Origin of the sequence: Leucobacter sp. OLIS6 (assembly GCF_002752355.1) — a bacterium.
Lineage (GTDB): Bacteria > Actinomycetota > Actinomycetes > Actinomycetales > Microbacteriaceae > Leucobacter.
Window position 1 is genome coordinate 274,589 of sequence record NZ_MRAV01000011.1, and the last position, 18,269, is coordinate 292,857.

Below are 18,269 nucleotides of genomic sequence, written 5' to 3' on the forward strand. Positions count from 1 at the left end.
CTAGGCCGCGGCTCGCGGCTCCCGCCGCATCGGCGTGTGGGGGATCCCGTCCTCGACGAACTCCTCGCCGTGCTGCACGAATCCGAAGCGGGCGTACCAGCCGGTCAGGTACGACTGCGCATCGAGCACCATCGGGCGCTCGGGCGACGCGACGTCGTGCGCGTCGATGGCGGCGCGCATCAGCGCCGCGGCGAGGCTGCGCCCCCGCCAAGCGGGCGCTGTCGCGACCCGGCCGATGCGGGCGGCATCGGAGTCCTGCAGCACGCGCAGGGTCGCCGCGACTCGCGCCTCGGGCGCCGCGTCCGCGGCCTCGACCCAGAACTGCTCGGCGCCCGGTTCGAGGTCGCGCCCGTCGAGGTCGAGGTAGGGGCAGTCCTGCTCGACGACGAACACCTCCGAGCGGAGTCTTGCGATCGCGTAGAGCGCGGAGGCATCCAGCTCCGCGAAACGGGCGCTGCGCAGCGCGAGGCCCTGCGGGAGCGCGATGGCGGGGCTGCGGGGGTCGTGGAGCTCGCTCATGCTCCGATCCTGCCACCGGATGCCGCCGCGGCATGCTGGGCGACGCGCCGCGCGGGCCGAATCCCGGCCCGATTTCGGATCCGTGACGAATCCGGGTAGAGTGGTCTCTCGGTCGTGTTCGCGCGACCAACGGCGGGTTACCCGAGCGGCCAAAGGGGGCTGACTGTAAATCAGCTGGCACTGCCTACGGGGGTTCGAATCCCTCACCCGCCACCACCAGAAAAGCCCGGTCAGGATGAAAATCCTGACCGGGCTTTTTGCGTTTCCGGGGTCGGTCGGTCGGCGGGTCCGGCTGTCCGCTGATCGCTCTGCGGAGATCCGCACGATTCCGGATCCGGGCGGTCCCATGCGTCCGCGATCCTGAGGATCTCCGCGAGGCGCGCCGAGGCCCTCGCGCATTCGAATTACAGAACTGTAGTTCGCCGGTCATCAACAGTTTGTCCACACCCTGGGGGAAGTATGCACGCGTTTTCCCCCGGTTCCCCACAGGGTTATCCACAGCTGTGGATCGTTCGTGCGGGCAATCCGGTGGCGAAATAGCGCGGATCGAGCGCGCGGATCGAACTCGTGTTCGACGCGACACGCCGCTCATCACCGCGCGATTCGAACATCCGCGGTTCAGCCGCGCGAATCGGCGAACTTGCGCGACCACTGGCCGACGCCCATGCGCGGGTGCAGGTAGACGGCGTCCCCGATGCGGGCGAGCATCTGCTGGTAGACCTCGACGGCCTCCGAGACGACCCCCAGGTCGTGCGCCATGGACGCGACGTGGCCGTCGCGGAGGGTCTCGACCTCGCGGTAGCGCTCGGGGTCGATGAGTCGCATCGCGGCCCACTCGTCGGCGCGGCGCTCCATCTTCGCGTCGAAGTGGGGGAAGAGCGACGGGACATCGCCGTTGAGGGCGTGGCAGGTCTCGTGCCCGAGTTTGAAGGTGTGCAGGCGCGGCGCCATGCCGTGCTGGAGCCGGACGAGCTTCAGGTCGTGGTCGTACTCGCCATCCCGGTCGAGGTGCTCGAGATTGACGTACTCGACGGTCACGCCGAGCGAGTCGAGGATGTCGAAGAAGACCAGGTCCATCAGTCGTACTCGCCGTCCTCTCCTCGGTCGCGCGACCGCTTGCTCGCGGCCCGGCGCTGGGATGCGGCGAGCTCGTCGGCGATCGACTGATCCTCATCCTGACCGAAGCGTCCGACAATGAGGTTCGACTCTACGGTTTCGGCGGCGTTTCGGCGGCGTCCGCCGAGCGCCTGCACGATCGCGGGCTTCGGGGTGTCGTCGGTGGCGCGGGGCGAGCGGAGCGCGACGCCGTGCTCGGCGAAGATCAGGCGCGCGGGTGGCCGGCGATCGTGCGCGGCGAGGAACTCCTCGGCCTCGCGCACAAGCACCCAGGACTCGACTCCCAGGGAGGCGCACATGGCGTCCAGCTGGTCGATGGAGATCGGGCGGGTGCCACGAACCATCTTCGACAGCTGCGACTGCGAGGTGCCGACGGACTCGGCCATCTGGCTCTGGCTGACGCCGTATTTGGCCATGAGGGCCCGCACCTGGCCGGCGATGTGCCGGGTCAGATCGAGCGTGTCGTAGTCGTTCATGGGATCCATCGTGCCAGTTCTGGCACGAGTAGTCCATAGAGCTTGATTCATAGTTGTGAGAGCGTGAATATAGTTCACATGAACTACGCAACACCCAGTGCCCAAGCCGCTCTGGCCGTGCGAGCTCTCCTCGTCGATCGCACCGAGACGCAGGAGCGACTCGCGGACTCGATCGGCATCTCCCTCTCCACCCTCAAGCGACGAATGCTGTGCGCCAGCCCCTTCACCATCGACGAGCTCTTCGCGATCGCCCGGCACTTCGACGTCCCGCTCCCGCACGTCCTCTTCCCTCAGGCCGCACGATCCCGAACGGAATCGACCGCGAGGGACCGGATCCCAGACTTCTCGAGGCCCGCCTCCCGCACTGCGGTGCGGCGCGCTTCGGGCGCATCGAGGTCGCCGCGGTAGGGGTGCCGCAGCGATCCACCAGTTGGCCCTGCTCAGGCGGGGAACCGAAGGCGTCGGGGTGATGACGCGTGGCCGCCCGTGGTGGGGCGGAACCGGCACCGGGTCACGTGCGGCCCGTGCGTGCGCTCGCAGATCGGCGCACGGGCACGGTCGCCACTCCGGCGATCCCCGGGACTCCGGCCGCGAACCGGCCGAAGCCCCGGGACCGAAACCGAAACAACGAAGGAGAAACATGGCGCTACTGACAGTGGACCAGTGGGCGAACTCCGTGAACGGGAAGTACATCGACCACGATGGCTTCCCCGCGGGGAACATCTACCAGTGCCACGACCTGTGGATCGACTACCTCATGCGGGTCGCCGGCGGCACGCAGGCGATGGGATACGCACCGTCGGGCCTCACCGACAGCGTGTTCACGAACTTTCCCGTGAACGGGCTCGACGCGAAGGTCACCCGGACCTCGGGGACTGCGGGCATCCGCAAGGGCGACGTCGTCTTCTGGGCGAACGGATCCGCGAACTACCCCTACTCGCACGTCGCCGTCGCACTCGCATCGCCGTCCGGCGGAAACGTGCTCTGCATGAGCCAGAACCCGGGTCCGGCTCAGCAGCTCAACCTCACCCTGGCAGGTGCTCTCGGCTACCTGCGCCCGAAGAACATCACTGCACCCATTACCCCTACTCCCCGAAAGAAGAACAACGAAATGCTCATGATCCACAAGCCTGCCACCTCCACCACTGCGACCCAGTACGCCGTGTTCGGTCCGAACTTCTGGCTCGAATTCGCCGGGCAGACCGCCGCGAACGGTTTTGCCGCCCAGGTCGGTGCCAACTCCGTTGAGGCGTCCACCCACTTCTGGGATCACTGCAAGGCTGCTGCGGGGAAGTAGCGGCTCCGCGGAGTGCAGTTCCTGTTGGTTGCGCTCCGGGTGAAGCGTCCCATGAACGCAATCCGCGCACAGCTCAATTATCCGCTCCCGCCGGAGCGCGTCATCGAGTGGCCCGGGACCCGACCGGCCGGATGGGCACCGCACTGGGGGACCGACTGGCCGACGCCGGTCGGGACCCCGGTGGCCGCCACGAGCGACGGCACGATCGTGTACGTCGGTGACGACGGCCTCGGCGGCATGACCGTCGACCTGCTGCGCGACGACGGCCTGCTGCAGCGCTTCGGCCATCTCTCGGAGTACCGGGTCGGAGTCGGGCAGCGCGTCGCCGCCGGGCGGACCATCGCGCTCTCGGGCAACACCGGCGCCTCGACCGGCCCGCACCTGCACTGGGAGCTCCGCTGGGACCTGCTCTGGTCGGCCGGCGCCTGGATCGATCCCCGTTCGCTCCGACCCTCGACATTCGGCCGTGCGGCCCGTGCGGTTTTCCCCGCCCGCTCGGCTCGACCGGCCGCCACCGCACTCAAGGAGGTGCTCCCCATGGCCAACCCCATCGGCATGTACATCGGCACGACCCGCCCCAGGACCGCGGCGGAGGAGCGGTGCGTCATCTACGACCTCGACTCGGGGTTCTACACGACGTTCTCCGGTGTCTCCCAGTCCTACATCAACGACATGGCCCGAGCGCACGGAACGCGATCGTTCGGGCGGATGACGGTCAACCACTGGAACCAGATCAAGGCTCGGCTGGACGAGGTGAGGCGCTCGTGAGCTCACCGGAATCCCTGATCGCCGAGGGCCTGGCGAGGGTGAACTGGGGCACCGTGCTGACCGCGCTGCTCGGCGCCTCCGGCGGTGCCTTCGCGGCCCTGAACCGGGCCCGTGGCCGGCGGCGGACCGATATGCAGGCGTTCATCGATCAGCTCCAGGAGGAGCGCAACCAGTACGCCGAGCTCCTGCGCGAGGAGCGGATGGCCGACCAGGCCCGCATGGAGCGGATGTGGGCCGACAAGGCGGCATCCCGCGAGTACGTCGCGCGGCTCCGCGCCCATATCCATCGGGGCGACCCGCCCCCGCCGCCGAACGCCCCCGATGGCTACATCGAATGACCCGACTCCGCTCGCGAAAGGAGCGCACGTGTTCAGATCCACTCCGGTCCTCCGCCTGGTCGTCTACGGCCTGGCCCTGCTCGCCATGGCGACGAGCTTCTTCATGACCGCCGCCGAGTCCCCGCTCGCACCCGCGTTCGTGCAGACCGCGAATCTGCTCGGCGCGGTCGCCGGGGTCGGCGCGATCTCCAATCTCGGCACGCTCTCGCGCCGACCCGGTGATGTCGGGATCGTCCTCGACGAACCCGCCGCGGAGGGCTTCGGGACCGCGGACGGATCCGGTCCGATCCTCGAAGCACCGCTCGGGCGGTTCGCCGAGCGCGAGGCATCTGAAGGGGCGGGCGGTACCGCTGCCGCGGCAGAGGCGCCGAGGCACGCTCGGCGTACCTGATCCCCGGAGTAGGCTCCAGGCATGACGGCCGCCGCGCTCTCCTACCTGTTCGTGCCCGCTTCTCGGCCCGATCGCTACGCCAAGGCGATCGCCTCGGATGCGCATCGGGTGGTGATCGACCTCGAGGACGGCGTCGCTGTCGCCGATAAGGCGGCCGCGCTGGGGCACGTGATCGCGGCCCTCGAGGCTGAGCCCGGATCCGACCGCGCGCTCGCGGCACCGGTGATCGTGCGCGTCGAAGGCCCGGGGACCGAACGGTTCGAGCCGCAGCTCGCGGCGCTCGCCGGGCTCTCCGCTGGCGCTCGCGGCCGCCTCGCCGGCATCGCGGTGCCGAAGGTGGACGATCCCGCGGCGCTCGCGCACGCGATCGCCGTCATGCGATCGAGTGCGGGATCGGGGCCGGACGCCGCGCCGCGCGAGGTGCTCGCGCAGATCGAGAGCGCGGCCGGCCTGGCCCGGGTGCGCGAGATCGCCGCGGTCCCGGGTCTGACCCGGCTCGCCATCGGAGCGGCCGACCTGTCGTTCGACCTCGACGCCGAACTCGACTCGGTCATGATGGACTTCGCCTACGCCCGGCTCGTGCTGGAGTCGCGCGTCGCGGGTCTCCTCGGCCCGATCGCGTCCCCGTCGTTCGAACTGGCCGATCTCGACCGGGTCGAGGCGGGCGCGCGCCGCCTCCGCGCACTCGGCATCACCGGGCAGTTCGCCGTCCACCCGGCGCAGCTGTCCGCGATCCACGCGGGCTTCGGCCCGACCGCCGAACAGGTGGCGTGGGCGCGGACCATCGTGGACACGGGCGACGGCGCCGTGCGCGTGGGGGAGCAGATGGTGGATGCGCCGATCCGTGACCGCGCGGAGCGGATCCTCGCGCAGGCCGGCTGATCCCGCCGCAGCGACACCCCGCGCGGTTTCGCGTACGCTGGGGGCATGGCAGATTCTTCGTTTGACGTGGTGAGCAAGATCGACTCGATGGAGGTCGACAACGCGGTCAACCAGGCCCGCAAGGAGGTCGAGCAGCGCTACGACTTCAAGGGCGTCGGCGCCGACATCTCGATGAGCGGCGAGACGATCCTCATCAAGGCGAACACCGAGGAGCGCGCGAACGCCGTGCTCGACGTGCTGCAGTCCAAGTTCATCAAGCGCGGGCTCTCGCTCAAGGCGCTCGACTCGGGCGAGCCCTTCGCCAGCGGCAAGGAGTACCGCATCGAGTCGAAACTCAAGGAGGGCATCGACCAGGCTGCCGCGAAGAAGCTGAACAAGCTGATCCGCGACGAGGGTCCGAAGAGCGTCAAGTCGCAGATCCAGGGCGACGAGTTGCGCGTCTCCTCGAAGAGCCGCGACGACCTGCAGGCGACCATGGCGCTCCTCAAGGGCGCCGACGTCGACGTCGCGCTGCAGTTCGTCAACTTCCGCTGAGACCTCCGAAACGGCCCGGTGCCGCGGGCCACTGCTCCGCGGCACCGGGCCGTTCTTCGTTCCCGATTCCGGCTGTTCGGCGCTGCTCGATCACGGTGTCGAAATCGTTATTACGGAGATACGAATTGTGATAATTCGGAGACCTCGGGATCACTAATCTTCAGGCTATGAGCCTCTTCTCCTCCGCCCGCCGATCCGGTGGGATCCTCCTGATCACCGCAACGATTCTCGCGTCGGCCCTGGCCGGTTGCGCTGCTGAGCCGGCGCCGGAGCCCTCTCCGAGTCCGAGCTCCTCGCCGAGCAGCACCCCGAAGCCGAGCGCCACGCCCACCGAGACCCCGGCAGCCTGGACGCGATTCTCGGATCAGCGATTCACTGCGTCGTTCGAGCTGCCCCCGGGCTGGAAGCTCGAGGAGCAGGAGACACCGTATGCGGACCAGGGGATCTTCCAGCTCAACGTGCTCGACGCGGCGGGGAAGCGGCAGCTCATCTTCCTGAACGGCGTCACCGGGCTCGGCGGAGCCTGTTCCGCCGACAGCGTCCCCATGCAGGTGGAGGAGCTCGATCGCCAGGACGTGTCCCTCACCGGGTACGCTCCCGCCACCGAGCCCGCGGTCGCATTGACCGTGCCGCAGTTCGTCTACCGGGCCTGGAGCACCGGGGACGGTGCCGTCGCCGCGACCGTCGCGCTGGTCAACACTCCGCCGGCGAAGACCTGCTTCGACGTCAATCTGCTGCGAACCGCGGAGCGCTTGTACGTGCTCTCCGACGGGATGCAGGTCGGCACGCACGAGGATCTCCGTCCGCGGACCTTCGCGACCATGGACGAGGCGAAGGCGTTCATGCAGACCCCCGAGTACGCCGCGCTGAAGCGGATCATCACCTCGTTCCAGCTCTGAGACGGGCCCGGTTCCACGAATCGCGGTCACCCGCCCGGTACACTGGGCGGGTGATCGGCGAGAACCTTCTCGGTCCCGAGCCCACGCGGCTCCCGGCCGAACCGCATGTCTCTGACGCTCTCGACCGCGGCGAACCGATCGAGAGCGTGGTTCGCGCGAACCCGGATTCGCCGCTCGCCTGGGCGCTGCTCGCCGACGGCGCGTACGCCGACGGCCGCGAGATCGAGTCCTACGCGTTCGCCCGCGTCGGCTACCACCGGGGGCTCGATGCGCTGCGCCGGGCCGGGTGGCGCGGCGCTGGTCCGGTGCCGTGGACGCACGAGCCGAACCGCGGCGTGCTGCGCGCGCTCTTCGCGCTGCGCCGCGCGGCCGGCGCGATCGGCGAGACGGGCGAGGTCGAGCGCCTCACCGAATTTCTGAACGGGGCCGACGCGACCGCGATCGCCCAGATCGAAGCGAGCGGAACGCTCGAGGGAAGGGGCTGAGATGCCCGCTGTACTCATCACCGGCGCCCAGTGGGGCGACGAGGGCAAGGGTCGCGCGACCGACCTGCTCGGCAGCCGGGTCGACTACGTCGTCAAGTTCAACGGCGGCAACAACGCGGGGCACACCGTGGTCGTCGGCGACGAGAAGTACGCGCTGCACCTGCTCCCCTCGGGCATCCTCACCCCCGGCGTCACCCCGGTGATCTCGAACGGCGTCGTCGTCGACCTCGAGGTGCTGCAGGGCGAGCTCGAGGCGCTGGGCGGCCGCGGGGTCGACGTGTCGCGGCTCAAGCTCAGCGCGAACGCGCACGTCATCACGGCCTACCACCGCACGCTCGACAAAGTCACCGAGCGGTTCCTCGGCAAGCGCCAGATCGGCACCACCGGCCGCGGCATCGGGCCGGCGTACGCCGACAAGATCAACCGCGTCGGGATCCGGATTCAGGACCTCTTCGACGAGGGGATCCTGCGCCAGAAGGTGGAGGCGGCGCTCGAGTTCAAGAACCAGGTGCTCGTGAAGATCTACAACCGCCGCGCGATCGGCGTCGACGAGGTCGTCGACGACCTGCTGAGCTACCGCGAGATGATCGCGCCGATGGTGTGCGACACCGGTCTGCTGCTGCACGAGGCGATGCAGGCGGGCAAGACCGTGCTGTTCGAAGCCGGCCAGGCGACCATGCTCGACATCGACCACGGCACCTACCCGTTCGTCACCTCGTCGAACGCGACCGCGGGCGGCGCGAGCACCGGATCGGGCCTGCCCCCGCACCAGATCGACCGCGTCATCTCGGTGGTCAAGGCCTACACGACCCGCGTCGGCGCCGGCCCGTTCCCGACCGAGCTGTTCGACGAATCGGGCGACTACCTGCGCAAGCAGGGCTTCGAGTTCGGCACCACCACGGGGCGTCCGCGCCGCTGCGGCTGGTACGACGCGCCGATCGCCCGCTACGCGGCGCGCATCAACGGCGTCACCGACTTCGTGCTCACCAAGCTCGACGTGCTCTCGGGGCTCGACACGATCCCCGTCTGCGTCGCGTACGACGTGAACGGCGTGCGCCACGACGAGATGCCGGTCAACCAGAGCGACTTCCACCACGCGAAGCCGATCTACGAGGAGTTCCCCGGCTGGAACGAGGACATCTCGGGCGCCCGCCGCTTCGAGGACCTGCCGAAGAACGCGCAGGATTACATCCGTGCGCTCGAGGCGATGAGCGGTTCACGCATCTCGGCGGTCGGCGTCGGCCCCGAGCGCGAGCAGGTCGTCGTGCTGCACGACCTGGTGGGGTGAAGGCCGTCGTGTCCGAGCCGTCCGCCCAGGAGCAGCTCGACCGGCTGCGGTCGAGCATCGACAACATCGACGCCGCGCTGATCCACATGCTCGCGGAGCGCTTCAAATGCACCCAGGCGGTCGGGCAGCTGAAGGCCGAGCACGAGATGCCCGCCTCCGACCCCGGTCGTGAGGCGCGGCAGATCGCCCGCCTGCGCGAGCTGGCCGAGGGCGCGAACCTCGACCCGGAGTTCGCCGAGAAGTGGTTCAACTTCGTCGTCGCAGAGGTGATCCACCACCACGTGCGCATTGCCGAGCAGCGGGACGCGTAGCCGCTGGTCGAGCCGCGAGGACCGCGGCTCGACCGCGCTGCTCCGCTAGTCGTCGAGCAGTTCCTCTTCGAGGTTCCAGACCGGATCGCCGCTGTCGCTCTCGGCGAGGGCCACGATGAGATCGTGCTGTTCGGGGTCGTCGTCGCGGAGCATGCCGCGGGCGGCCGCGATGATCTCGTCGCGTTCGGCGTCGTCCCCGGCCTCGCGCTGGGCGTCGCCGAGCGCCCAGCGGTAGTTCTCGAGCGCGGTGCGCAGCTCGTCGTCGGTGATGTGCGTCTGGTCCACGGGCCACCTCCTGCGCCGGGCGCGAACCCCTGTGGGCCCGCTTTCTGCCTCTGCGCACAGCCTAACCCGCGCATGCCCCGACTGTCTCGGGGCGGGGCGTCGATCAGGCGGCGCTCCGCACCGCCACTTTCCAGGCCAGGATCCCGGCGGTCGCGGCCAGCGCGACGCAACCGACGGCGACGAACCAGAGCCACGGCGTGGCGAGGGCGAACATGCCGGAGATCACGCCGCCGCCGAGCAGCAGCACGGCCATGACCCAGAGGCCCATGTGCGGCTCGATAACGGTCGGGCCCGCGGCCGTCGAGGCCTCCGGCTTCGCGGTCATCACGATGTAGGCGGTCGCGAACGGCCCGAGGAGCAGCGAGAGCAGGAACCAGTTCAGGCGCGATCGGTTCTTCTGCTCGGCCAGGCCGGCGTTGACGAGCGCCAGGGCGAACCAGCCCCAGCCGCCCTGCTGCCATCCGTCCACGGGTCTCCCATCGTCGCGTTCCAAGTACCGAGTCAGGATACTGCTTTCCGGCCGGCGAGTGGGTTGCAAATCATTCGAACGTATGTTCGAATGATTTGCATGCGATGGGACGGTCAACTGCGGGATCGCGGCGCCGCTGAGGCGGTCGACGACGCGGGATCGCCCGTGCCCGAGGCCGGCGGGGCTCCGGCGAGGGCGATGGATCCGGCCCTGCCGGGCCTCGAACGGTCGACGCTGGCGGCGCTGCCGGGGTACCTGCGCACGGTGCGGGCACCGGAGTTCCAGGGCGCAGTGTTCCACGAGGTGCTGGCGAAGAGCGCCCTCAACCGGGTGCCGGGGCAGTCCTCGATGCCGTTCGCGTGGACCATCAATCCCTACCGCGGCTGCAGCCATGCGTGCGTGTATTGCTTCGCCCGCGGCACGCACCGCTACCTCGACTTCGACGCTGGGGCCGACTTCGACCAGCAGATCGTGGTGAAGGTCAACGTCGCCGAGGTGCTGGCGCGCGAGCTCGCGCGGCCGAAGTGGGCGCGCGAGACCGTCGCGCTCGGCACCAACACCGATCCCTACCAGCGGGCCGAGGGACGGTACCGGCTCATGCCGGGCATCATCGAGGCGCTCTCGCGCAGCCGCACCCCGATCTCGATCCTCACCAAGGGCACCCTGCTGCGTCGTGACCTGCCGCAACTGGCTGATGCCGCCGAGCGCGCCCCGGTCGACCTCGCCATGTCGATCGCGATCGGCGACCACGACCTGCAGCAGTCGGTCGAGCCGGGCACCCCGAGCACCCGGGCGCGGCTCGAAACCGTCGCGCGGGCGCGTGAGGCGGGCCTGCCCATCGACGTCTTCGTCATGCCGGTGCTGCCGCACCTCAGCGACAGCCCGCAGCAGCTCGATGCGCTGCTGCGCGAGATCCGCGAAGCCGGAGCGCGGTCGGTCATGTACGGGCCCCTGCACCTGCGCGCCGGAGTGAAGCCCTGGTTCTTCGCCTGGCTGCGGCGCGAGCACCCCGACCTGGTCGCGCGGTACCGCGGCCTGTACCCCGAGGGCGCGAGCCGCGCGCCCCAGGAGTACCGCCGCGCGCTGGCCGCCAGGGTCCGCCCGCTGATCCGCAGGCACGGCCTCGAGCGGGCGCCCGGTCGGCCGGCGATCCGCGAGACTCCGGAGCCCGCGATCCCGCAGCTGCAGCCGCAGCCGACGCTGTTCTGACGACGCCCCTCCTCCGAGCGGACGATCTCCTCCCGGGGTCGGAGCCTCCGGGAGGGAAGTGGTACCTCAGGGGGACGTGCTCGATGGGGTGCCGCGCCTACCGTGGAATCATCCCGGAGCGGACCCACCGCTCGGAACCGACCCCTCGCCTTCGCGCGGGACCACGAGAAGGAGCCCCCATGATCGAGGCCACCGGACTCACGAAACGCTACGGAGCCAAGACCGCCGTCGACGGCATCAGCTTCAGCATCCAGCCGGGGCAGGTCACCGGCTTCCTCGGGCCGAACGGTGCGGGCAAGTCGACCTCGATGCGCATGATGGTCGGACTCGACCGGCCCACCAGCGGCACCGTCACCATCATGGGCAAGCCCTACGCCGAGCACGATGCCCCGCTCGCGGTCGCCGGTGCGCTGCTCGACGCCAAGGGCGTGCACCCGGGCCGCTCCGCCCGCAGCCACCTGCGGGCGCTCGCCGCGACGCACGGGATCCCTGAGCACCGCGTCGACGAGGTGCTCGAGATGACCGGTCTCTCCGCGGTCGGAGCGAAGCGCGTCGGCGGCTTCTCGCTCGGCATGGGTCAGCGGCTCGGGATCGCCGCGGCGCTGCTCGGCGATCCGAAGGTGCTGATCCTCGACGAACCCGTCAACGGTCTCGATCCCGACGGCGTGCTCTGGGTGCGCCAGCTGGTGCGCTACCTGGCCTCCGAGGGGCGCACCGTCCTGCTGTCGAGCCACCTGATGGGTGAGATGGCGCAGACCGCCGACCACGTGATCGTGCTGGGGCGCGGCCGCATCGTCGCCGACGCGCCGATCGATCGGCTCATCGCGAGTGCCCAGACCGACCGGGTCTCGGTGCGCGCCCCCGAGGCTGCCCGCCTGGCCGAGCTGCTGCTGCGAGTCCCCGAGGTCCGGGTCGAGCACGGTGCCGACGGCTCGTTGACCGTCGAGGGCGTGCCCGCGGCCGTGGTCGGTCGTGCGGCCTTCGAATCGGGGGTCGAGCTGCACGAGCTCACGCCGGTGCGGTCCAGCCTGGAGGACGCCTACCTGGCGCTCACCCGCGACGACGTCGAGTACCGCACCGACGCCGCGCACGCGTTCCCGCCGGCCGCCTGAGCCGAGCCGTCAGACACCGACTTTTCGCCTCGCGCTCACCCGCGACGCACCAGACGAACAGGATTCACACCATGACCACCACCGCTCCCGCCGGAAGCGCCCCGCAGGCGCCCGCCCGTCGATCCGACGCGCAACGGAACGCCGTGCGCCCCCGTCTCCGCTTCGGCGGCGTGCTGCGCTCGGAGGGCATCAAGCTCTCCTCGCTGCGCAGCATCCGCTGGACCCTCATCGCCACCGTCGTCGCCGGTCTCGGACTCAGCTTCCTCATCTCCTGGGGCCTCACGTCCACGGCCGGCATGGAGGGCGCCCCCACGATCCCGACCGAGACCTACGCGCTCTCCTCGGCCACCATCGCGGCACCGTTCATCGCGCTGGTGTTCGGCGTGCTGGGCGTCTTCGCGATCTCGAGCGAGTACTCGAGCGGCATGATCCTCTCGACGCTCACCGCGGTGCCGAAGCGCACCCCGGTGTTCCTGGCGAAGGCGATCGTGCTCGCCGTCGTCGCCGTCTTCACCGCGGCGATCCTGGTGATCGGCGGCCTGCTCATCGCGCTGCTGTTCAACTCCGAGGTCGGCTCGGTGATCTTCTCGAAGGTGGTCGTCTCGGGCGGTATCGGCGCGATCGTGTATCTGACGCTCATCGCGCTGCTCGCCTTCGGCGTCGCGACCCTGTTCCGCAGCACCGCCGGTGGCATCGCGGTGATCGCGGGAGTCACCTTCGTGCTGCCCCTCGGCCTCCAGATCGCCACGATGACCGGCTGGGAGTGGGTCAGCACCGTCTCGCACTACATCCCGGCCGCGCTGGGCAACACCATGTCGGCCGGCATCGCCGAGGCGGCCGTGCCTGGCGCGACGGGGCCCGACTACTGGGGCGCGATGCTCATCATGCTCGCCTGGGCGCTCGTCGCGGTGATCCCCGCCGGGATCCTGTTCCGCACCCGCGACGCGAAGTAGTCGCAGCCGGCGCCCGGTGGGGCGCCGGAACGGACGAAGGCCCGTGATGCGTGAGCATCACGGGCCTTCGTCGTCCGCGGAACGGGAAGTCTTAGAAGCGCCAGACGACGGCCTGGAAGCCGGCGGGGGGCTCGGGAGTCCAGTTCTCCTTCTTGGTCACGAGACCCGAACCGCCGGGGCTGTTCGACTGGATGATGGTGAGGGTGCCGTCCTTGTCGACGCCGGTGACGAGCACGGTGTGGACGCCGGTGACCCAGGAGGTGGGGGAGGCGATGTTCTCGTACTGGATGATGTCGCCGGGCTGGGCCTCGGACAGCGCGAGGCGGGTCGCGCCGGCGTAGTTCGCGACGGGATCGCCGCTGCCGACCCACTTGCCGCCGCCCGCGAGGATCCAACGCTGGGCCGACATGATGCACTCGCCGGGGGCGCTCCACCCGGTGGGGCGGCTGGTGCCGACCTCGCTCTCGGCGGCCGCGATCGTCTTCTCGACATCGAAGCCGTGCGGGGCGTTGGCGACATCGCTCATCTTCAGCATGGAATCGAGCGTGTTCGCGCTGACGTCCTCCTGCTGCGTGCGGAGCGTCTGCGCGGGCGGCTGGACCACTTCTGCCGCAGCTGCGGCGAAGTCGACCGGTGCGGGGGCTGCGCTTGCGGGCGCTGCGCCGAGGGCGAACGTCACGGACGCGACGAGCGTCACGATGAACGCCTTGGCGGGAGTCTGCACGCTGCGTTTCTCCTTGGATCCTCGGTTGAAGTTTCACGCTCTGATCGAGCGGCACAAGTTCCAGTATGCGTTACCGTACCGTTACAAAGCAAGTCTTGCCGCAAAATCGGCGGATTCATGCGGGTGAATCGGGTGCGGTGGGTCGCCTCGCGAGCGCTTCGCGGCCCACTGGGGAGCGGTTTGGTCACGGCCCGTTATGAAACATTGCGACATGGGTGGCATAAGCGGACGTGATGTGAGGCTATGCTGGACCGCTGTGGGTCCGCACGGACCCCTCCTCCGGATCCGGGTCCGGCCGAGCGCCGTCGATCCGCCACGACCTCGAACCCCGCGCACCGCGCAGGAAGGACGACCCATGTCGACCACCGCTCAGGCTCCGACCGCGAAGCGGAGGCTGCCCCGCTGGGCGACCTCCTTCGGCTGGCAGATCCTCGCCGCGCTCGTGCTCGGCGTCGTGCTCGGCGCGATCGCCCTATCGCTCGGTAAGGACGGGGCCGGCAACCCCAACGGCCTGCAGGTCACGCTCGACACCATCGGGTCGAAGTACGTCTCGCTGCTGAAGGCCGCGGTCGTGCCGCTCATCTTCACGGCGATCGTGTCGAGCATCGTCGGTCTGCGCCGGGTCACCAACGCGGCGCGCCTCGCGGGACAGACCCTGCTGTGGTTCGCGATCACGGCGCTCATCGCAGTGACCATCGGCATCGTCCTCGGCATCGTCATCCAGCCCGGATCCGCGGCCGCGCACGGCGAGCTGAAGACCGGTGATCCTTACACGGTCGGCACCTGGTGGAACTTCCTCGCGGGGCTCGTCCCGGGCAACTTCCTCGGCCTCGAGGTCCGCGGCGCCATCGCCGACCCGGCGACCGGCGCGCTCGACCTCGCCCCCAATTTCAACGTGCTGCAGGTCATCATCGTCTCGGCCGCGATCGGCATCGCCGCGCTCAAGATCGGCGAGAAGGCGGAGCCGTTCATCCGCGTCGTCGAGTCGGCGCTCGCGATCATCCAGAAGGTGCTGTGGTGGATCATCCGCCTCGCTCCGATCGGCACGCTCGGCCTCATCGGCAACGCGGTCGCCGAGTACGGCTGGAGCACCATGGGGTCGCTCACCTGGTTCGTCGTGACCATCTACATCGGTCTCGCGCTCGTGCTGTTCGTCGTCTACCCGATCCTCGTGAAGACCCACGGCCTCTCGATCAAGCAGTACTACTCGGGCGTCTGGCCCGCGGTGCAGCTCGCGTTCGTGAGCCGCTCCTCGATCGGCACCCTGCCGCTGACCGAGCGCGTGACCGAGCGCAACCTGGGCGTGCCCCGCGGCTACGCCTCGTTCGCGGTGCCGCTCGGCGCGACCACCAAGATGGACGGCTGCGCCGCGATCTACCCGGCCGTCGCCTCGATCTTCATCGCGCAGTTCTTCGGCCTCGAGCTCTCGTTCACGCAGTACCTGCTGATCGTGCTCGTCTCGGTGGTCGGCTCGGCGGCGACCGCGGGCACCACCGGCGCCACGGTCATGCTGACGCTCACCCTCTCGACGCTCGGCCTGCCGCTCGAGGGCGTCGGCCTGCTGCTCGCGGTCGACCCGATCCTCGACATGGGCCGCACCGCGGTGAACGTCGCCGGCCAGGCGCTCGTGCCCGCGATCGTGGCGAAGCGCGAGGGGATCCTCGACCTCGACCTTTACAACGCGCCGCGGAACGGCCGCGCGTTCGACAACGACGATGCGGACGCGGATCGCGGCGCGGAACTGGATGCGGAGCCCGCGAAGGCCTGATCGAGGGCCGCAGGATGACGAAGGGCCGGTGCCGGGATTCGATTCCCGGCACCGGCCCTTCGGCGTTCGGGGCTACGCCCGCGCGCCGAGCCGCTGCAGGAACAGCGCCTCGCCGAGCGCGATGCGTCGGATCTCGTTCGGGTCGACGCTCTCGTTGGTGGAGTGGATCCGGCTCTCCGGATCCGGAACGCCGAGGAGCACGATCTCGGCCTCGGGGTTGATGCCTGCGAGCACGTTCGTGAGGGGGATCGATCCGCCGCCGCCGCTCGTGACGGTCGCGACGCCGTCGTAGGCGTCGGTGAGCGCATCGCTGAGCAGGGTGAAGCTCTCGCCCGTCGTGTCGGCGCTGAACGGGTGGCCGAGCTCGCCCGCGCTCGTCTCGACGTGCACGCCCCACGGCGCGATCGCGTGCAGGTGCGCGATGAGCGCGTCGCGCAGCGCGGCGGGGTCGGCGCCCGGCGGCACGCGCAGGTTCAGCTTCGCGGCGGCGCGGGGCTGGATCGCGGCGACCGCGCCCACCACGGGAGGCGCGTCGATCCCGAGCACCGTCAGCGTCGGTCGCGCCCAGAGCTGGTCCGCGACCGCGCCCGATCCGATCCGCTCGGTGCCCTCGAGCATGCCCGCGTCGCCGCGGAACGCGTCCTCGCCGTACTCGACGCCGGGCCAGACCTGGTCGGTCGGGATCCCGGGCACGCTGAGGTCGCCCCGCTCGTCGCGCAGGGTCGCGAGCATGCGGATGAGTGCGGCGAGGGCGTCGGGTGCCGCGCCGCCGAACTCGCCGGAGTGCAGCGAGGCCTCGAGCGCGGAGACCTCGACGACGACGTCGACGGCGCCGCGCAGGCTCGTGGTCAGGGTCGGCACGCCGTTCGCGAAGTTGCCCGCGTCCTGGATCAGGATGACGTCCGCCTTGCGGAACAGCTCGGGGTTCGCCTCGGCGTAGCGGTCGAGGCTCGCGCGGCCCTGCTCCTCGGAACCCTCGGCGACGAGCACGAAGCCGACGGGGTAGGCGGCCGGGTCCGTCGCGGCGGTATCGGCGCGCAGGGCGCGCAGGGCCGCGAGGTGCGCGATGAGGTTGCCCTTGCAGTCGGCGGAACCGCGACCGTAGAGACGGCCGTCGCGCTCGGTGAGCTCGAAGGGCGGGCTCAGCCACTCGTGCTCGTCGAGGATCGGCTGCACGTCGTAGTGGCAGTAGAGCAGCACGGTCGGCGCCCCGGCGGGCGCGGGGCGGTGGCCGATCACGGCGTAGGTGCCGTCGGGGGTCTCCGTCAGCTCGGCCGGGATCCCCTCGGCGAGGAACGCCTCGCGCACCCACTCGGCTGCCCGAACGCACTCGGCCGGATCGACGACGCGCTCGTCGGCGATCGACGGGATCGCCACGAGCTCGGTGAGGTCGGTGAGCGCCTGCGGCATGAGCGCGTCGATGCGCGCGCCGATCTCGACGCGATCGGCGGGCGGGGTGAACGGGGTCTGGACTGCTTCGTCGGTCATGCCTCTATTCTGTCGCGCCCGGGCCCGCTCGGGCGAGCGCCCGGCTGCGCAGTCAGCCGGCCGGCAGCGGTTCCGCGGGGCACCGGTCGAGCACGACGCGCATCGCGTTCCGCTCGGCGTCCGTCACCCAGAGCGCGTACTTCGCCTTCACCGCGATCTGCCGCGCCACGTAGGCGCAGCGCGCCTCCGACCGCGGCGGGAGCCAGCTCGCGGCATCGGAGGCCTCCTTGCTGGAGTTCTGCGCACCCGAGACGGCGAGCAGGTTGAGGGGATCGTTCGCGAGGGCCTCGCGCTGCGCCTGCGTCAGCTGCTGCGCGCCCTTCTGCCAGGCGTCCGACAGCGCGACGACGTGGTCGATCTGCACGAGCGGCGAGGTCTGCGGGCCGCGCTCGAAGGCGATCGTGTCGCCCGAGTAGGGATCCCGCAGGACGCCCGAGGCGACCTTGCAGTTCTTCAGGCGTGCGGTGTCCGTCAGGTCGCGGGCGAGGATGTCGTTGCGGGTGTCGCAGCCGTTGCGGTCGACGTCGAGCCACGCCTTGCCGAACACGACGGTGCGCTCGTAGCCGGTCTTCGGGGCGCGGCCCTTGACCTCGAGCGTTTCGAGCGCGGCCGAGGCGGGGCCGGTGGCCGGTGCGGGACCCCCGGACGGCACGGGCGTCGGGAACGAGCCCTGATCGGGGGTGCGGCTCGGATCCGCGCTCGGCGACGCGGACACCTCCGGCGACGGAGATGCGGTCGGTGCGGCGGTCGGTACGGGATCGAACGCCTCGGGCAGCAGCTTCGCCCCGACGGCGATGGCGGCGACGAGGATCGCACCCAGCAGCCACGCGGCGGACTTCAGCCGGCGTCGGGCTCGGGCCAGGTCGTTCTTCGCGCTCACCGGCTCCATTCTTCCAAGGATCGGTGCGGGGGACTCCTCGCTGCGGCTCCGGGCGCGCCGAACCCGTCCCTCGGGTC

The 18,269-nt window shown here is 70.1% G+C and carries 23 protein-coding genes and 1 tRNA gene; 16 read left to right on the forward strand and 8 right to left on the reverse strand.

From position 1 onward, the window contains the following. Window positions 1-519 (reverse strand): GNAT family N-acetyltransferase, encoded by a 519-nt coding sequence (locus tag BMH31_RS07800; RefSeq protein ID WP_099724689.1) that lies wholly within the window; start codon window positions 517-519, stop codon window positions 1-3. Window positions 520-650: 131 nt separating this feature from the next. Between BMH31_RS07800 and BMH31_RS07805 the strand changes: the two genes are divergently transcribed. Next, window positions 651-735 (forward strand) — tRNA-Tyr (locus tag BMH31_RS07805). 402 nt (window positions 736-1,137) lie between these two features. Here BMH31_RS07805 and BMH31_RS07810 read toward each other — a convergent pair. Together BMH31_RS07810 and BMH31_RS07815 are read right to left on the reverse strand one after the other, a co-directional pair. Beyond that, the gene (locus tag BMH31_RS07810) at window positions 1,138-1,596 is read right to left on the reverse strand and encodes an ImmA/IrrE family metallo-endopeptidase (protein ID WP_099724690.1); all 459 of its coding nucleotides are present in this window, start codon (window positions 1,594-1,596) and stop codon (window positions 1,138-1,140) included. Continuing rightward, a complete protein-coding gene (locus tag BMH31_RS07815) occupies window positions 1,596-2,111 on the reverse strand; it encodes a helix-turn-helix transcriptional regulator (protein WP_158234898.1) in 516 nt (171 codons plus the stop codon). Before BMH31_RS07815 ends, BMH31_RS07810 begins: the two co-directional genes overlap by 1 nt. Before the next feature lie 78 nt (window positions 2,112-2,189). Here BMH31_RS07815 and BMH31_RS07820 point away from each other — a divergent pair, with 78 nt between their 5' ends. The 11 genes from BMH31_RS07820 (at window position 2,190) to BMH31_RS07870 (ending at window position 9,304) form a co-directional block, all read left to right on the forward strand. Further along, complete coding sequence (locus BMH31_RS07820; protein ID WP_099724692.1) at window positions 2,190-2,519, forward strand: helix-turn-helix domain-containing protein; 330 nt, start codon at window positions 2,190-2,192, stop codon at window positions 2,517-2,519. 232 nt (window positions 2,520-2,751) lie between these two features. Further along, complete coding sequence (locus BMH31_RS07825) at window positions 2,752-3,408, forward strand: hypothetical protein (protein WP_143469810.1); 657 nt, start codon at window positions 2,752-2,754, stop codon at window positions 3,406-3,408. A gap of 51 nt (window positions 3,409-3,459) precedes the next feature. Beyond that, complete coding sequence (locus tag BMH31_RS07830; protein ID WP_099724694.1) at window positions 3,460-4,176, forward strand: M23 family metallopeptidase; 717 nt, start codon at window positions 3,460-3,462, stop codon at window positions 4,174-4,176. Beyond that, entirely contained in the window at window positions 4,173-4,514 is a 342-nt protein-coding gene (locus BMH31_RS07835) for a hypothetical protein (RefSeq protein WP_099724695.1), read from the forward strand. The genes BMH31_RS07830 and BMH31_RS07835 overlap by 4 nt, the downstream gene beginning before the upstream one ends. Before the next feature lie 28 nt (window positions 4,515-4,542). Continuing rightward, entirely contained in the window at window positions 4,543-4,905 is a 363-nt protein-coding gene (locus BMH31_RS07840) for a hypothetical protein (RefSeq protein ID WP_099724696.1), read from the forward strand. Between the two features lie 21 nt (window positions 4,906-4,926). After that, window positions 4,927-5,787: an aldolase/citrate lyase family protein gene (locus BMH31_RS07845; protein WP_099724697.1), complete on the forward strand. Its 861-nt coding sequence runs from the start codon at window positions 4,927-4,929 to the stop codon at window positions 5,785-5,787. Window positions 5,788-5,832: 45 nt separating this feature from the next. Then, window positions 5,833-6,321 (forward strand): YajQ family cyclic di-GMP-binding protein, encoded by a 489-nt coding sequence (locus BMH31_RS07850; protein ID WP_046454925.1) that lies wholly within the window; start codon window positions 5,833-5,835, stop codon window positions 6,319-6,321. Between the two features lie 167 nt (window positions 6,322-6,488). Next, window positions 6,489-7,220 carry a hypothetical protein gene (locus tag BMH31_RS07855; RefSeq protein WP_099724698.1) on the forward strand — a complete coding sequence of 244 codons (732 nt, stop codon included), beginning with the start codon at window positions 6,489-6,491 and terminating at the stop codon, window positions 7,218-7,220. A 50-nt stretch (window positions 7,221-7,270) separates the two neighbouring features. Then, window positions 7,271-7,705, forward strand: coding sequence for a DUF3151 domain-containing protein (locus BMH31_RS07860; protein WP_046454927.1), 435 nt, complete (start codon window positions 7,271-7,273; stop codon window positions 7,703-7,705). Window position 7,706: 1 nt separating this feature from the next. Continuing rightward, the gene (locus BMH31_RS07865; RefSeq protein WP_099724699.1) at window positions 7,707-8,993 is read left to right on the forward strand and encodes an adenylosuccinate synthase; all 1,287 of its coding nucleotides are present in this window, start codon (window positions 7,707-7,709) and stop codon (window positions 8,991-8,993) included. Between the two features lie 8 nt (window positions 8,994-9,001). Further along, on the forward strand, window positions 9,002-9,304 hold the full coding sequence (locus BMH31_RS07870; protein WP_099724765.1) for a chorismate mutase: 303 nt from the start codon (window positions 9,002-9,004) through the stop codon (window positions 9,302-9,304). A 45-nt stretch (window positions 9,305-9,349) separates the two neighbouring features. Here the strand turns inward: BMH31_RS07870 and BMH31_RS07875 are convergent, their stop codons facing one another. Further along, a complete protein-coding gene (locus BMH31_RS07875) occupies window positions 9,350-9,589 on the reverse strand; it encodes a hypothetical protein (protein ID WP_099724700.1) in 240 nt (79 codons plus the stop codon). 103 nt (window positions 9,590-9,692) lie between these two features. Next, a complete protein-coding gene (locus BMH31_RS07880) occupies window positions 9,693-10,058 on the reverse strand; it encodes a hypothetical protein (protein WP_099724701.1) in 366 nt (121 codons plus the stop codon). Window positions 10,059-10,256: 198 nt separating this feature from the next. Between BMH31_RS07880 and BMH31_RS07885 the strand changes: the two genes are divergently transcribed. From BMH31_RS07885 to BMH31_RS07895, 3 genes are all read left to right on the forward strand, one after another. Further along, complete coding sequence (locus BMH31_RS07885; RefSeq protein WP_199068407.1) at window positions 10,257-11,267, forward strand: Rv2578c family radical SAM protein; 1,011 nt, start codon at window positions 10,257-10,259, stop codon at window positions 11,265-11,267. Window positions 11,268-11,446: 179 nt separating this feature from the next. Then, a complete protein-coding gene (locus tag BMH31_RS07890; protein WP_099724703.1) occupies window positions 11,447-12,379 on the forward strand; it encodes an ABC transporter ATP-binding protein in 933 nt (310 codons plus the stop codon). Window positions 12,380-12,450: 71 nt separating this feature from the next. Beyond that, on the forward strand, window positions 12,451-13,332 hold the full coding sequence (locus tag BMH31_RS07895; RefSeq protein ID WP_099724704.1) for an ABC transporter permease: 882 nt from the start codon (window positions 12,451-12,453) through the stop codon (window positions 13,330-13,332). 91 nt (window positions 13,333-13,423) lie between these two features. Here the strand turns inward: BMH31_RS07895 and BMH31_RS07900 are convergent, their stop codons facing one another. Beyond that, on the reverse strand, window positions 13,424-14,056 hold the full coding sequence (locus BMH31_RS07900) for a lipase (RefSeq protein ID WP_099724705.1): 633 nt from the start codon (window positions 14,054-14,056) through the stop codon (window positions 13,424-13,426). Between the two features lie 355 nt (window positions 14,057-14,411). Here BMH31_RS07900 and BMH31_RS07905 point away from each other — a divergent pair, with 355 nt between their 5' ends. Next, entirely contained in the window at window positions 14,412-15,824 is a 1,413-nt protein-coding gene (locus BMH31_RS07905; RefSeq protein WP_099724706.1) for a dicarboxylate/amino acid:cation symporter, read from the forward strand. Between the two features lie 72 nt (window positions 15,825-15,896). Here BMH31_RS07905 and BMH31_RS07910 read toward each other — a convergent pair whose 3' ends face one another. Together BMH31_RS07910 and BMH31_RS07915 are read right to left on the reverse strand one after the other, a co-directional pair. Continuing rightward, entirely contained in the window at window positions 15,897-17,312 is a 1,416-nt protein-coding gene (locus BMH31_RS07910; RefSeq protein ID WP_099724707.1) for a dipeptidase, read from the reverse strand. A gap of 52 nt (window positions 17,313-17,364) precedes the next feature. Then, a complete protein-coding gene (locus BMH31_RS07915) occupies window positions 17,365-18,192 on the reverse strand; it encodes an HNH endonuclease family protein (RefSeq protein ID WP_241898194.1) in 828 nt (275 codons plus the stop codon). Between the last annotated feature and the right edge of the window lie 77 nt (window positions 18,193-18,269).